13 protein-coding genes are annotated in these 13,881 nt (G+C 75.0%); 5 read left to right on the top strand and 8 right to left on the bottom strand.

The features are described 5' to 3' along the window. Positions 1 to 198: 198 nt before the first annotated feature. Positions 199 to 1,950, top strand: coding sequence for a M28 family peptidase (locus LPU61_RS25320; protein ID WP_229406370.1), 1,752 nt, complete (start codon positions 199 to 201; stop codon positions 1,948 to 1,950). 226 nt (positions 1,951 to 2,176) lie between these two features. Further along, positions 2,177 to 4,243: an ABC transporter ATP-binding protein gene (locus LPU61_RS25315; protein WP_374199713.1), complete on the top strand. Its 2,067-nt coding sequence runs from the start codon at positions 2,177 to 2,179 to the stop codon at positions 4,241 to 4,243. 46 nt (positions 4,244 to 4,289) lie between these two features. Here LPU61_RS25315 and LPU61_RS25310 read toward each other — a convergent pair whose 3' ends face one another. The 7 genes from LPU61_RS25310 to LPU61_RS25280 all read right to left on the bottom strand — a co-directional run bounded on the left by LPU61_RS25310 (position 4,290) and on the right by LPU61_RS25280 (position 10,346). Continuing rightward, positions 4,290 to 5,639 (bottom strand): molybdopterin-dependent oxidoreductase, encoded by a 1,350-nt coding sequence (locus tag LPU61_RS25310; protein WP_229406369.1) that lies wholly within the window; start codon positions 5,637 to 5,639, stop codon positions 4,290 to 4,292. Positions 5,640 to 5,721: 82 nt separating this feature from the next. Continuing rightward, entirely contained in the window at positions 5,722 to 6,378 is a 657-nt protein-coding gene (locus LPU61_RS25305) for a hypothetical protein (protein WP_043963358.1), read from the bottom strand. Then, positions 6,375 to 7,781 carry a selenium-binding family protein gene (locus tag LPU61_RS25300; protein ID WP_043963359.1) on the bottom strand — a complete coding sequence of 469 codons (1,407 nt, stop codon included), beginning with the start codon at positions 7,779 to 7,781 and terminating at the stop codon, positions 6,375 to 6,377. Before LPU61_RS25300 ends, LPU61_RS25305 begins: the two co-directional genes overlap by 4 nt. Before the next feature lie 157 nt (positions 7,782 to 7,938). Beyond that, a complete protein-coding gene (locus LPU61_RS25295; protein ID WP_229406368.1) occupies positions 7,939 to 8,454 on the bottom strand; it encodes an NUDIX domain-containing protein in 516 nt (171 codons plus the stop codon). A gap of 139 nt (positions 8,455 to 8,593) precedes the next feature. Further along, complete coding sequence (locus tag LPU61_RS25290) at positions 8,594 to 9,169, bottom strand: NADAR family protein (RefSeq protein WP_229406367.1); 576 nt, start codon at positions 9,167 to 9,169, stop codon at positions 8,594 to 8,596. A gap of 77 nt (positions 9,170 to 9,246) precedes the next feature. Next, positions 9,247 to 9,894, bottom strand: a complete 648-nt coding sequence (locus LPU61_RS25285) for an SRPBCC family protein (protein WP_043963363.1) — start codon at positions 9,892 to 9,894, stop codon at positions 9,247 to 9,249. Next, positions 9,891 to 10,346, bottom strand: a complete 456-nt coding sequence (locus LPU61_RS25280) for a helix-turn-helix transcriptional regulator (protein ID WP_229406366.1) — start codon at positions 10,344 to 10,346, stop codon at positions 9,891 to 9,893. The genes LPU61_RS25285 and LPU61_RS25280 overlap by 4 nt, the downstream gene beginning before the upstream one ends. A gap of 153 nt (positions 10,347 to 10,499) precedes the next feature. Here LPU61_RS25280 and LPU61_RS25275 point away from each other — a divergent pair, with 153 nt between their 5' ends. The 3 genes from LPU61_RS25275 to LPU61_RS25265 all read left to right on the top strand — a co-directional run bounded on the left by LPU61_RS25275 (position 10,500) and on the right by LPU61_RS25265 (position 13,445). Next, positions 10,500 to 10,850: a YciI family protein gene (locus tag LPU61_RS25275; RefSeq protein WP_043963364.1), complete on the top strand. Its 351-nt coding sequence runs from the start codon at positions 10,500 to 10,502 to the stop codon at positions 10,848 to 10,850. Positions 10,851 to 10,855: 5 nt separating this feature from the next. Continuing rightward, positions 10,856 to 12,103 carry an RNA polymerase sigma factor gene (locus LPU61_RS25270; protein WP_043963365.1) on the top strand — a complete coding sequence of 416 codons (1,248 nt, stop codon included), beginning with the start codon at positions 10,856 to 10,858 and terminating at the stop codon, positions 12,101 to 12,103. Positions 12,104 to 12,278: 175 nt separating this feature from the next. Continuing rightward, positions 12,279 to 13,445, top strand: coding sequence for an endonuclease domain-containing protein (locus LPU61_RS25265; protein WP_229406365.1), 1,167 nt, complete (start codon positions 12,279 to 12,281; stop codon positions 13,443 to 13,445). On the opposite strand, the gene LPU61_RS25260 is transcribed toward LPU61_RS25265, so the two are convergent. Then, complete coding sequence (locus LPU61_RS25260) at positions 13,390 to 13,839, bottom strand: MarR family winged helix-turn-helix transcriptional regulator (RefSeq protein WP_228986883.1); 450 nt, start codon at positions 13,837 to 13,839, stop codon at positions 13,390 to 13,392. The genes LPU61_RS25265 and LPU61_RS25260 overlap by 56 nt on opposite strands. Between the last annotated feature and the right edge of the window lie 42 nt (positions 13,840 to 13,881).

The raw sequence follows: 13,881 nt of genomic DNA, 5'->3' as shown, positions 1-13,881 counted from the left end.
ACGCGGGGTGATCAGCGGATCAGTATGACCATGATGGATATTGACCGCTGAATCGACGCGTGTAAGTGTTTCCTTCCCTGGAACGAACGTCGCGGCGCCCCCTCGCCACGCCGCCGGACCCCGCCCGCCCCACCCTCGCGAGCGGGGTCCGGTCACGCCCAGGTGCACGACACCCCCTACCTGCACCGAGGAGCACCCATGAGACGCACCACAGTGACAGCGGGCCTGGCGTTCGCCGCGGCTCTCGCGCTGACCACGTCGACGGCGGCCCTGCCGGCCACCGCCGCCGAGGTCCCCGCCGCCCCCGCTGCCGCCCCGGCCGTCGCGGCGCTGGCCGCGCCGGACATCTCCGTGACGAACGTCCAGGCCCACCTGAGCCAGTTCCAGAGCATCGCCACCAGCAACGGCGGCAACCGTCGCTCCGGCTCCGCCGGCTACACGGCGTCGGTCAACTACGTCAAGAGCAAGCTCCAGGCCGCCGGCTACACGGTCACCGAGCAGACCTGCACCAGCTGCACCTACTCGGGCAACAACGTGATCGCCGAGTGGCCGGGCGGCGCCCCCGCCGACCAGGTCATCATGTTCGGCGCGCACCTCGACGGCGTCTCCGCCGGCCCCGGCATCAACGACAACGCCTCCGGCTCGTCGGTGCTGCTGGAGAACGCCCTCGTGCTGGCCCAGCAGAACCCGGGCCTGACCAAGCGGGTCCGGTTCGCCTGGTGGAACGGCGAGGAGCAGGGCCTGCAGGGCTCGAAGTTCTACGTGAACTCGCTCAGTGCCACCCAGAAGGGCTACATCAAGGGTTACTACAACTTCGACATGGTGGCCTCGACCAACGGCGGCTACTTCATCAACCGGGTCACCTCCACCACGGCCGCGCCGCTGAAGGCGTACTGGGACTCCCTCGGCCTGTCGCCGGAGGAGAACGTCGAGGGCCAGGGCCGCTCCGACGACTACTCCTTCCAGCAGGCCGGCATCCCCACCTCCGGGTACGCGATGGGCGCCAGCGCCACCAAGACCTCCGCGCAGGCCACCAAGTGGGGCGGCACCGCCGGCTCGTCCTACGACCCGTGCTACCACCGGGCCTGCGACACCACCAGCAACATCAACGCCACCGGGCTCAACCGCAGCGCCGACGGCATCGCGTACGCGATCTGGGACCAGGCCGTCGGCGGCGGCACCCCGACCAACGACTTCTCCGTCGCGGTGAGCCCGACGTCCGGCAGCGTCGCCCGGGGCGCCTCCACCACCGCCACGGTCTCCACCGCCACCACCTCCGGCAGCGCCCAGACCGTCGCCCTGTCCGCCACGGGCGCGCCCAGCGGGGTGACCGTGTCGTTCAGCCCGTCGTCGGTGACCTCCGGCGGCTCGTCCACGATGACGATCGCCGCCTCCGCCTCGGCCGCCACCGGCACCTACGCCATCACGGTCACCGGCACCGGCTCGGCGACCCGCACCGCCACCTACAGCGTCACCGTGACCGGCACCGGCGGCTGCGCCGGCGGCCAGGTGGTCGGCAACTCCGGCTTCGAGAGCGGCGCCACCGTTTGGACCGCGTCCTCGGGCGTCATCACCAACTCGGCCAGCCAGGCCGCGCACGCCGGCTCGTACAAGGCGTGGCTCGGCGGGTACGGCGGCAGCCGCACCCAGACGCTGTCGCAGTCGCTGACCGTCCCGGCCGGCTGCACCACGTACACCCTGTCGTTCTGGCTGCACATCGACACCGCCGAGACCACCTCGACCAGGCAGTACGACAAGCTCACCGTCGCCGTCGGCGGCACCACCCTGGCGACGTACTCGAACCTCAACAAGGCCAGCGGCTACACCCAGCGCACCTTCGACGCCGCCGCGTACGCCGGCCAGACGGTCACCCTGACGTTCACCGGCGTCGAGGACTCGTCGCTGCAGACCAGCTTCGTCGTGGACGACGTCACCCTCACCGTCAGCTGAGGTGCAGGGAAGGGCCCCTTGTTGACGCCTGCGGCACAGCAGGGTTCCCTTCCCGTCGGCGCGGGGTGGCGAGAGCCGCCCCGCGCAGGCCGGGGAACGGGGCGGGCTGCGACACGTGTTCGACATGCCGATGACGTGCTGACATCGATCGGTCGCGCACAGTAGGCTCCCGGTGGTCGTCGGTGTGCCGCCGGTCGCGCGGCCCGCGCCCGCCTCGGAGGTGCCCGTGAAGAGAGCCGTCCGCCAACGCCGATCACCCGACGCCACCACCCCCGCCGAGCCCACGCCGACGGCCCCCGGCACGGCCCCCACGTCGGGGGACCCCGCGCGGGAAAGCGCCGCGCCGGCGGGCGGAACGGCGGAGGGCGCCGCGCCGGCGGGTGGCGCGCCCGACGCCGCCGAGGCGTCGGTGCTGCCCGAGCTGGAGGACCGGGCGTGGATGCACCACGCGACCGAGTTCGCCCACACCACCTTCTGGGCGGTGGCCCGCCGGCTGCCCCGGCTGGTCCGCGAGGCGGTCGCCCTGGCCTGGGCGACCAGCCGCCGGGACACGGCCGCGTCCATCGGGCTCAACGTGGCCGCCGGGGTGATGACCACCCTCGGCCTGCTGGCCACCACCGGCGTGCTGCGTGAGCTGTTCGCGGCGGGCCCGACGCCGGACCGGATCCGGGCGGCGCTGCCGGCCCTGGCCCTGGCGGCGGCGGCCGTGACGGCCAAGGGCGCGTTGACCATCGCGGCCGGCTGGGCGCAGGCCCGCCTCACGCCGCAGATCAACTACCAGGTCGAGCTGCGGCTGTTCGAGGCGACCACGGCCGTCGACCTGGCCGCGTTCGACGACGCCGGGTTCGCCGAGGAGATGGACCGGGCCCGCGAACGCGGGGTGACGGAGGCGGCGTTCGTCGTCGACCACACCGTCAACCTGATCACCGGAGTGGTCGGGGTGCTCGCCACCGCCGCGGCGGTCACCGTGATCCAGCCGCTGCTGCTGCCCTGCCTGCTGCTGGCGGCCGTGCCCGAGGCCGCGACCGCGGTGAAGACGGCCCGCCGGCAGTACCTGGAGATGCTGGCCCGGATCAACCGTCGTCGCCGGATGTGGATGCTGGCCAACCTGATGGCCAACCGGCACACCGCCGCCGAGATCCGGGCGTACCAGATGCGCGACTTCCTGCTCGGCGAATACCGCAAGATGATGGCCACCGAGACGCGGGCCCACCTGCGCCTGGTCCGCGTCCAGACCCGGACCAGGGTGCTCGGCACCGCCACCGCCGGCCTGGCCACCTTCGGCGTGTACGCGGTCCTCGCCGGCCTGCTGCTGGCCGGCATGGTGGCCCTCGCCGCCGCCGCGACGGCGCTGATCGCCCTGCAGTCCGCCCGCTCCAGCCTCGGCATCGCGGTGTTCGCCACCAACTCGCTCTACGAGGACGCCCTCTACTACCAGGACTACCGGGACTTCCTCGACCGCGCGGTCGGCCGGACCGCCGCCGGGGGCGACCGGCCGACCGGCGGGTTCGACGTCATCGAGCTGGACCGGGTGAGCCTGCGGTACCCGGACACCGACCGACCGGCCGTCGACGAGGTCAGCCTGGCCGTTCGCCGGGGGCAGGTGGTCGCCCTCGTCGGCGAGAACGGCTCCGGCAAGACGACCCTGGCGAAGCTGATCGCCGGCCTGTACCGGCCCACCGGCGGGACGATCCGCTGGGACGGGGTCGACGCGGCCGAGCTGGACCCGCGCCAGGCCGGCGCGCAGGTCGCCGTGCTCACCCAGGAGTGGTGGAAGTTCCCGTTCACCGCAGGGCAGAACATCCGCGTGGGCCGGCACGACCGGCCCGCCGGGCACCGGGGGCCCAGCGTGGAGGACGCCGCCCGGGCCGCCGCCGCGCACGACATGATCGTCGGCCTGCCCTTCGGGTACGACACGCTGCTCGACCGCGAGTTCAAGGACGGCCACGACCTCTCCGGCGGCCAGTGGCAGCGCCTCGTCGCCGCCCGTGGCCTCTACCGGGACGCCCCGCTGCTGATCTGCGACGAGCCGTCGGCGGCGCTCGACGCCCGCGCGGAGCACTCCCTCTTCCAGCACCTGCGGCGGCGTCCGGACCGGGCGGTCGTGCTGATCACCCACCGGCTGGCCAACGTCCGGCACGCCGACCAGATCTTCGTGCTGGAACGCGGCCGACTCGTGCAGCAGGGCACCCACGACGAGCTGGTCGCCGCCGACGGGCTCTACCGGGAGCTGTTCCACCTCCAGGCCAGCGGCTACGTCGCCGACACCGAGGGCGCCGCCCCGCCGCACTGACCGCCGCCCCGAAGGCGCCGCCGTGCCGGCCGCCGGCACGGTGGCGTCAGCAGACCGTCACCGGGTGCCGGACGACGCCGTCGAAGAGGTACCCGAGGTCGTTGTGCCGGGCCCGGGCCGGCTGGCCGGCGCCGGTGGCGTCGGTGGCCCGCGCGCGCAGCGTCACCGGGCCGGGGCTCGCCGGCCGCCAGCGGGCCGTCCAGCGCTGCCACGGTCCGCCCGCGTCGGCGGTGACCAGCTCGGCCGGTCGCCAGCCGCCGTCGCCGGTGTGCACCTGCACCGACCGGATCGGGCCCGCCCCCGACCAGGACCGGCCGCGCAGCAGCACCTCCGCGCCGGCCGGGACGCGGGCGTCCCAGGGCAGCTCGAAGGCGCTCTTCACCGACTGCGCGCCCAGCGCCGCGCCGTCGGCCGGGTAGCCGGGGCCGAACATGCGGTAGAGCTGGGTGTTCCACGGCGAGAACAGGGCGGTGGCGGAGACCTCGACCGGGCCGACCCACTTGATCGAGGAGACGCCGATCCAGCCGGGCACCACCACCCGCACCGGGTGGCCGTGGTCGGGCGGCAACGGCTCGCCGTTCATCTCGTACGCCAGCAGCACGTCGTCGAGGGCCTTGCCGACCGGCAGGGGGCGGCGGACCCGGCCCAGGTTCACGCCGCCCGTGACGTACTCCGGGTCCAGGCCCTCCGGCATCACGTCGACGGCCGCGCCGGTCAGCCCGGCCCGGCGCAGCACCTCCGCGAGCCGCACGCCCCGCCAGTGCGCCACCCCGACGCCGCCGAGCCCCCACGCCACCCCGGGCGTCGGCTGGCCCTGCTGACCGGCGAAGAACCGGCGGCCGTTGCCGGCGCACTCGACGAGCGCGGTGACCCGTTCGGCGGGCAGCCGGCGCAGGTCGTCGTAGCCGAACTCGACGGGGCGGTCCCGGGTGGGCGCGCCGCGCAGGCCGTCGCCGAACAGGCTCAGCCGCCACGTGCCGGTGTCGATCCGGGGGGTGTGGGTGTGGTTGCGGACGAAGAACCGGTCGGTCGGCACGACGTACCCCTGCCCGGCCATCGCCTCCCAGCGCATCTCGGCGTTGGTGTCGTGCCGGGCGAACAGCTGCGCCGGCAGCGGCTTGACGATGCCGGACGGGCCGCCGCCCGCGTCCGCGGCGGGCCCGGAGCCGGGCCCGGGGGCCCCGGAGTCGGTCGCCCCGGGGTCGGTGCCGACCGGTTGGGGCGCGACGGCGACCGGATCGCGCTCGGCCGCGGCGGCGGCGAGGGCGGTCATCGCCGCGCCGAGTTCGAGCAGGCGCGCGCGGGGGACTCCCGCGCCCCGGGCCCGCCCGGCGAGCCACTGGCGGGCCCGCCGGGCGTCGTGGTCGGCCTCGTCGTGCGACAGGTGGTGCGGCATCGGGGTTCCCTCCGGCTCGGCGACAGCTAACTCCTATTGAATCAGTAGGAGTTGCCGGTCGGTGGGCGCCACCCCGTCGCACTCAGGTCGCCGCGACCAGCGTCACCACCCCGGCGGCCACCAGCACCCCCGCCCACAGCCGGTCCACGTTGAACCACGCCCGCCGCAGCACGCCGACGCCGAGCACCTCGTACACGACCACGGCGGCGGCCAGCGCGACGCCGAACATCGCCACCGTGTGCACCCCGGCGGCGGCCAGCCCGGGCAGCGCCCCGGCAGCGGCCTGCCCCGGCAGCGCCCCGGCCGCCGTCAGGTGCCCGGCGTGCCCGCCGCCGGCGACCGGCTCGGCGAGCAGCACCGGCAGCAGCATCAGCCCCGCCCCGTGCGCCGACGACATCAGGAACGACCAGCCGGCGAGCTGCGCGTTCGACAGCCGCATCCCGGCCCAGCGGAAGTGCCGGCGCGACAGCAGCCGCCACAGCCCGAACCCGACCAGCAGGACGCCGCCGGCGACCGCCACGGCGGTGCTCGCCGCGACCGACCGGGTGGCGGTGACCAGCGCGGCCACCACGCCGACGGAGACGAGGTGGCCGAGCGCGATCGGCGGCAGCGACGCCAGCAGCACCCGCCGGCTGCGTTCCTGCAGCCCGCGGGCCACCGCGAACAGCCAGCCCATGGCCGGGTTCAGCCCGTGGAACGCGCCGAGCCCGGCCAGCGTCAGCCAGGTCGTCGCGGTCACGGGAAGCAGTACGAGTCGGAGGACGCGTCGCCACCCTGCAGCCGGGTCTGGTGCACCCGCAGCCCCCGGAACTCCTCGCCGCGCGGGAAGAACCGGGCGTCGGGGGTGAGGCCGCCCGCCTCGGTGTCGACGTCCAGCTTGGCCAGCCACGCGCCCACCCCGTCGGGGTAGAACTGGTCGTCCCACGAGCCGTACAGCGAGTTCGACACGTACACCCGGCGGCCGTCGCGGCTGATCTCCACCATCTGCGGGCCGCCGGCCAGGGGCTCGTCGGGGAAGCCGGGGTGGGGGGTGCGCCGCACGATCCCGCCGAGGCGCACCGAGCCGGTCAGCACCGGGTGGAACGGGTCGCTGACGTCGTACTGGCGCAGCTCGCCGGTGCCCCAGCAGGAGACGTAGAGGAACCGGTCGTCCACGGACAGGTCGATGTCGGTGACCAGCGGCGGCACGGCCCCGAACGGCTTGAGCAGGTCGGGCAGGTCCGCCGCGTCGGCCGGCTCGGCGGGGATGTCGATGACCTTGGTCACGGCCCACGCCTCGCCGTCGCGGTGCCACAGCCAGATCGAGGCGGACAGGTCCTCGACGCTGATCACCACGCCGACGAAGCCGTACGTCTGCGTCGGGTCGTGCGCGGGGCGCAGCTCCAGGGGCATCTGGTACGCGTCGCCGAGGTCGACCCGCTGCACGTGCCGCCGCTTCGCCAGATCCCAGAAGTGGATCGCGTGCCCATACCGGCGGCCGAGCAGCAGCTCGCCGACGATCCCGTCCTCGATCATCGACGGGGTGCCCCACTCGCTGGTCACCAGCACGTCGTGGTTGAGGTGCCACCAGAAGTCGTACGCGAGGTGCTGCGGGCCCCGGTCGGCCTCCCACGCCCCGCGTACGTCGAAGGTGGTGTGGTCGAGGATCGCGATGCCGCCGGGGCCGTCGGCGTCGCCCGCCCCGCCGAGGGCGGACAGGTAGATGCCGTCGGGCCCGCAGTGCACGGTGTGCGGGCGGGAGTATCCGGCCCGCTCGGCCAGCTCCCCGGGCTCGATCACCTTGACCAGCTTCGGCGCGCGCGGGTCGGGCTTGGTGTCGTACACGTGCACGCGCGAAGAGCGCAGCCCGGGGACGATCAGGTAGCGGCGCTCGACGTGCGGGTGCGGCGCGGTGGGGCAGAGCGCGCTGCTGCAGGCGTTCCAGCCGAAGTGGTGCAGCTCGTCGCCGGTGTGCGGCAGGTCGGTCCAGCCGACCACCCGCCCGTACTCGGGGGAGTCGGGGTCGGTGTCGAGCACGGCGAGGGCGTCGGGCCGCTCGGCGGCGCGGTCGAACGCGGCGACGTACGCCAGCTTCTCGGCCGGGGCCTGCGCGGCCTCGCGCGGCGACGGGTAGAACGACGGGTCGGGGGTCCAGCGGGTCATCGGGTCTCCGGGTCGGGTGGTGGGCGGCTCCAGGTGCGGGCACGCCGAGGCGGCCGCGGGCGAGAGCAGCCTACTAACCCGATAGGTTATGTGGGTAGTGTGTCGGCGTGGTCGTCCCAACCCTCGGTCAGGTCGCGCCGGTTGAGGGATCGCCCGCTCAGGCCGCCCCGTGGGCGGCGAGGAAGTCGGCGAGCACCCGGGTGTGGGTGGAGAACGCCAGCTCCACCGGCTCGGTGACGACCAGCCACTCGGTCGCCTCCTCCGTCGGCGCCGACGGCGGCAACTGCCCGGCGGCCTGCTCCGGCAGCGTCCCGAAGACCATCATGGTGCCGCCCGCCGGCGCCCCGTGCACCGCGAACAGCTGCGCGTCGTCGGCGGACGCCACCAGCCCCGTCTCCTCCCGCAGCTCCCGCACCAGGGCCTCCTGCCACGCCTCGCCGTACTCGATGAAGCCGCCGGGCAGGGCGAGCAGCCCGCGCGCGGGCTCGATGTCCCGGCGGACCACGACCACGCCGAGGCCGGCGTCGGTGCGCACCGGCAGCACCGCGACCGCCACCGGCGTCGGGTTGCGCCACACGGTCTGGCCGCAGGTCGCGCACACCCGGGGCCAGTCGGCCGCCGCCGGGTAGCCCGCGCCGCAGTAGGAACAGTGGGAGTACGGTGCGCCGGTCACGCCCGGCACGTTACCGCGTCGGCCGCGCGCCTCCGGCCCGGGTGCCAGCCCGGGTGCCAGCCGGCTGGCCGGGGCGGCGCGGGGTGCTGGTGGGGGCGGGTCAGGGCCGTAGGGCGGGTGGGGTGCTGGTGGGCGGCTCTCAGGGGCGCGGGGCCGCGGCGGATCGGGCGCGCAGGGCGGCGCGGGCGGCCATCAGGGCGAAGCCGAGCAGGTTGTCGCCGCGCCAGCGGGCCGGGTCCTGCGCGTCGGGGTCGCCGGCGGCCAGGCCGATGCCCCACACCCGGTCCACCGGGCTCGCCTCGACCAGCACCCGTTCGCCCGTGCCGAGCAGGAACGCGCGCAGGTCGTCGTGCGCGGCGAACTTCGCGACGCTGCCGGCCACGACGATGTCGTACCGGTGCGCCGCCCAGGTGGCCTCGTCGAAACCGCGGACCGCGCGCCCGAGGGCCTTGGCCCGCTGCGGGTGCCCGGCGGTGAGGACGCGCGCCGCCGTGTCGTGGTCGCTGAACAGGGTGGCCTTGTGCCACATCATCCAGTGCTCGGCGGTGGCGAAGACCCGGCCGTCCACCGTGAACGGGGCGGGCCACCACTGGCTCAGGCAGCCTGCCCCGGCCGTGCCGTCCGGCCGGGGGCGGTGCCCCCAGAAGTGCAGGTAGCGGACGCGGGTGCCGGCGTCGTGCAGGGCGACCAGATCGGCGACGGAGCGGGGCGACATGGCCGACAGTCTGCCGAACGCCCCCGACACCGCGCCGCCGGTTTACCCCGTGACCGGCCCGACCGGGCCCTCGGGGGTCAGCCGGCCGGGGCCCCCGTGTACGCCTCCGTGGTCCGCCGCGCCGCCGCGGCGGCCTGGGCCGGATCGGTGCCGGCGGCCGCGCTCGCCTCGCCCCAGAGCCGGCTGACCGTCACCAGGAACTCCCGGCCCTCGGCCGAGGCGGCCCACTCGGCGCCCCGCGCGGCCGGGTTGTCGTCACCGCCGTCCCCGGAGTGCAGGTAGGTGGCCAGCCCGACCAGCCCCATGTCCCAGCCGACCCCGACCGCACCCGGCCCGAACTGGTCCCAGATCGCGTCGTCGACGTGCGCGACGTGCTCCAGCGTGAACCGGGTCCGGCCGCCGGGCTCCGGGGACAGCCGCACCTCGATCCAGCTCACCTGATCGCCCATCTCCCAGGTGGCGGCGAAGCTCTCCGGCGGGTCGCAGCGCAGCACCTCGCCACCCGCGTTGCCCTCGAACTGGTACCGGCCGTGCAGCCGCAGCTCGCCGCTGATGGGCAGGAACCAGCGCGGGATGCGGTCGGCGTTGGTGCAGGCGTCCCAGACGTCCTCGACCGGTGCGTCGTACGTCTGACTGATGGTCATGACCCGGGCCTGCCCGGCGGGCAGCACGCGGCTGCCCACCCGACGTTCCACGGCACTGATCTGGTGCGTCGCGTCGATCATCCTGGTCTCCTCTGCTCGGCTCTCTCGTTCTCGGGTGCCGCGGACGCCGAGGCCCCGGCGGGCTCCTGGGCCCCGGCGGGCTGCGTGGCCTCGGCGGGCTCCTCGGGTCTGTCGGCTTCCGCGGCCAGGCGGCGTTCCCGGCGGCCCCGCGCCAGCTCGGTGGCCAGGGCGTGCAGGGGCGGGGTCCAGAACCGGCGGAAGTGGCCGAGCCAGTCGTCGACCTCGCGCAGCGGCTCCGGGTTGACCGCGTACAGCCGTCGGGCCCCCTGCGGGCGCACCGTGGCGAAGCCGCTGTCGCGCAGCACCCGCAGGTGCTGGGACACGGCCGGCTGGGAGATGCCGAACTCGGCCCGGATCACCTCGCAGACGGACCCGGCGCTCCGCTCGCCCTCGGCGAGCAGTTCGAGGATCCGCCGGCGTACGGGCTCGCCCAGCACGTCGAAGGCATGCACCCCCCTTTTATATCAGAGCTGCCTTATATAAGCCGAGGGTGACCAAAAACTCCTCGGGCGGCGTGTCGATCCCGGCCGGGTCCGTTCGTATGGAGGGTGAAGGGTGGAGGTGGGGGCCGGCAGTGTGCCGGCCGCGCGACCGAGGAGGACCACATGGGGCAGTACCTGATCAGCATCTATCACCCGGCCGACACGGGGCGGCCGGACCCGGAGTTCCTCGCCGGGGTGATGCGGGAGGTCGAGGCGATCCACCACGAGCTGGTGGAGGCCGGCTCCTGGGTCTTCGGGCAGGGCCTGCACGCGCCGGAGACGGCCACCGTGCTGCGGGCCGACGGCGACGGGATGCTGGTGACCGACGGTCCGTTCGCCGAGGGCAAGGAGTACCTCGGCGGGATCACCATCGTGTCGGTGCCGGACCTCGACGTCGCCCTCGACTGGGGCCGCCGCTACGCGCGGGCCACCACCCTGCCGGTCGAGGTCCGTCCGTTCGCGGGCGGGTCCTGACCGGCGTGCCCGGGCACACCGACGTCGGATCCACCGACGTCGAGCGCGCCTTCCGCGCCGGCCACGGTCGCGCCGTCGCGGTGCTGATCCGCCTCCTCGGCGACATCGACCTCGCCGAGGAGGCGGTCCAGGAGGCGTTCGTCGAGGCGGTGCGGCGCTGGCCGGTCGACGGCACGCCGCCCAGCCCCGACGGCTGGATCATCACCACCGCCCGCAACCGGGCCGTCGACCGGCTGCGCCGGGAGGCGACCCGGGCGCGGCGGCACGCCGAGGCGGCCCTGCTGCACGCCCCCGCCGAGCCGCCCGAGGAGGGGCCCGTGCGCGACGACCGGCTCCGTCTGCTCTTCACCTGCTGCCACCCGGCGCTCGCCCCGGCCGCGCGGGTCGCGCTGACCCTGCGGCTGCTCGGCGGCCTGAGCACCGCCGAGATCGCCCGCGCCTTCCTGGTGCCCGAGCCCACCATGGCCCAGCGCCTGGTCCGCGCCAAGGCCAAGATCCGCGACGCCGGCATCCCGTACCGCATCCCGCGCGACGCGGACCTGCCCGACCGGCTCCGCGCGGTGCTCGCCGTGGTCTATTTGATCTTCACCGAGGGGCACACCGCCAGCGCCGGGGAGCACCTCGTCCGCGACGACCTGTGCGCCGAGGCGATCCGGCTCGGCCGGCTGCTCGTCGAGTTGATGCCCGACGAGCCCGAGACGCTCGGCCTGCTCGCCCTGATGCTGCTCACCGCGTCCCGTCGCCCCGCCCGCACGGCCCCCGACGGCGATCTGGTCCCGCTGGCGGAGCAGGACCGCAGCCGCTGGGACCACGCCCTCGTCGCCGAGGGGCACGCGCTCGTGCGCCGCTGCCTGCGCCGCGCCCGCCCCGGCCCGTACCAGCTCCAGGCCGCGATCGCCGCCGTGCATGGCGACGCGTCGAGCGCCGCCGACACCGACTGGGCCCAGATCCTCCAGTTGTACGACCACCTCGCCGCCCTCGCGCCGAGCCCCGTCGTCGCGCTGCACCGGGCGGTGGCCCTCGCGGAGGTACGCGGCCCCGCCGAGGCCCTGGCGGTCGTCGACGAGCTGGGCGGCGCAGCCTCGCCGCTGCTGCGCTACCACGTCTACCATGCGGTACGCGCCGACCTGCTGCGCCGCCTGGACCGCCTGGAGGAGTCCCAAGAGGCGTACGAGACAGCAATCGCCCACACCGCCAACACCCGCGAACGCACCCACCTCGCTCGCCGCCTGGCGGCGCTCGCACCCCCATGATCGTCTGTCGAAAAGTGAGCCGACACGCCGACGATCGTCTCCGAAATCAGCAGACGATCGAGGACGCCTTACCACATCCTCGCCCCGAGCGGGCCTCGTCCACAGCGGACCCCTGTCCACAGCCGGCGGCCGGCGGGGTTGCGGCGCGGGGACGGCCACCGACACCGTCCATGCCGTGGACGAACCGCTTCGAGCGCTGCTGGACCGCCATGACGGCCTGCTCACCCGGACGCTGGCGACCCAGGTGGTGCCCGCCTGGGTGCTGCGACACGCGGTGGACACCGGCGACCTGCTCCGCGTGCTGCCCGGCGTCTACGTCGAGTCGTGCCGGACGCGGCCGTGCCGTGCTGGGCTCGCCGCGCCCGCGCCTGGCTCTGCTGAAGTTGCCGTGCTCCCGCCCGGCTCGGCTGGGCTGGCTGCGCCTCTGTCCGGCTCGGCTGGGCTCGCCGTGCTCCCGCCGGAACTGCGGCACCGCGCCGCCGTGGCGTACGCGCAGGGGCGGGGCGCGCTCGGCGGACCCACCGCCCTGCACATCTGGGGCGTGCGCCGGCAACCCGAGGACGAGGCCGTGCACCTCGACGTGCCGGCCCGATCGGGGCTCCGCACCCGGCCACCGCACCTGGTGCTGCACCACCGGCACGGCTTCCGCCCCGAGCCGCCGCAGGCGGTGACCCGCCGGGGCCTGCCCCTCGTCCCGCTGGAGCGGGCGCTGGTCGACGCCTGGCCGTTGCTGCCGGTTGTGGACCGCCCCGCCCCGCTGATCCGCGCCGTCAACGACGGCCTGACCACCCCGGCGCGCGTCGGGGAAGCGCTGGCGCAAGCGCCCCGGCTGGCGCGCCGCGCCGAGCTGCGCGTGCTGCTGGACCGACTGTCCGCCGGCTGCCGCAGCCCCCTCGAAGTATGGGGACACGACCACGTCTTCACCGGGGCGCAGATGCCCCAGCTGCGCCGGCAGTTCCGGGTACGGATCGAGGGGCGCACCATGTACCTCGACGTCTACGCCGAGCGGGAACGGGTCGACTTCGAGCTGGACGGGGCAACCGCGCACGGTGACCCCCGGCAGCGGGAGATCGACCTGCGCCGCGACGCGCTGCTGGCGACCCGGGGCATCCTCGTGGTCCGCTTCGCCCACCGCAGGCTGGTGCGCGAGCCGGACCGGGTACGCGCCGAGGTGCTGGCCATCCTTGCCAGCCGCCAGCCGCCAGCCGCCAGCCGCCAACCGCCAACCGCCAACCGAACTGACGGGTTGACCGGCCGGGCGCAGAAGGAGGCGGGAAGGTCGGCGGTCAGTCGCGCAGGGTCCGCAGGATGCGGGCCAGGTGGGCCCGGTCGGCGGGGCTGAGCCCCCCGAAGAGGCGCTCGGCCTCGGCATGTCGGGCGGCGCGGATCGCCGCGGCGACGCGTACCCCCTCGTCGGTGGGGGTGACCAGGGTGGCCCGCCGGTCGGCCGGGTCGGGGCGGCGGGCGACCAGGCCGCGCTCCTGGAGGCCGTCGACGACCTCGGTGGCGGAGCGCGGCGCGATGCGCAGGTGCTCGGCGAGCGCGCTGAGCCGCAGCGCGCCGTGCCGGGTGAGGACGCCCAGCGCGCGCGCCTGCCCGGGGTTGACCTGCCACGGTTCGAGGGTCTGCCGGGACAGGTGGCGCAGCCGGCGGGCGACGGCCCAGAAGCTCTCGGCCAGGCCCTCCTCGTCGGCGCTCACCGCAGTGGCGGGGCTCACCGGGATGTCGGCGCTCACCGGAATACGGTAGCAGAGAATGCTGTTGCTCCCTCATGATGA

This window comes from Micromonospora sp. NBRC 110038, assembly GCF_020884815.1.
GTDB lineage: Bacteria > Actinomycetota > Actinomycetes > Mycobacteriales > Micromonosporaceae > Micromonospora > Micromonospora haikouensis.
This window is presented reverse-complemented; position numbering and strand designations above follow the sequence as displayed.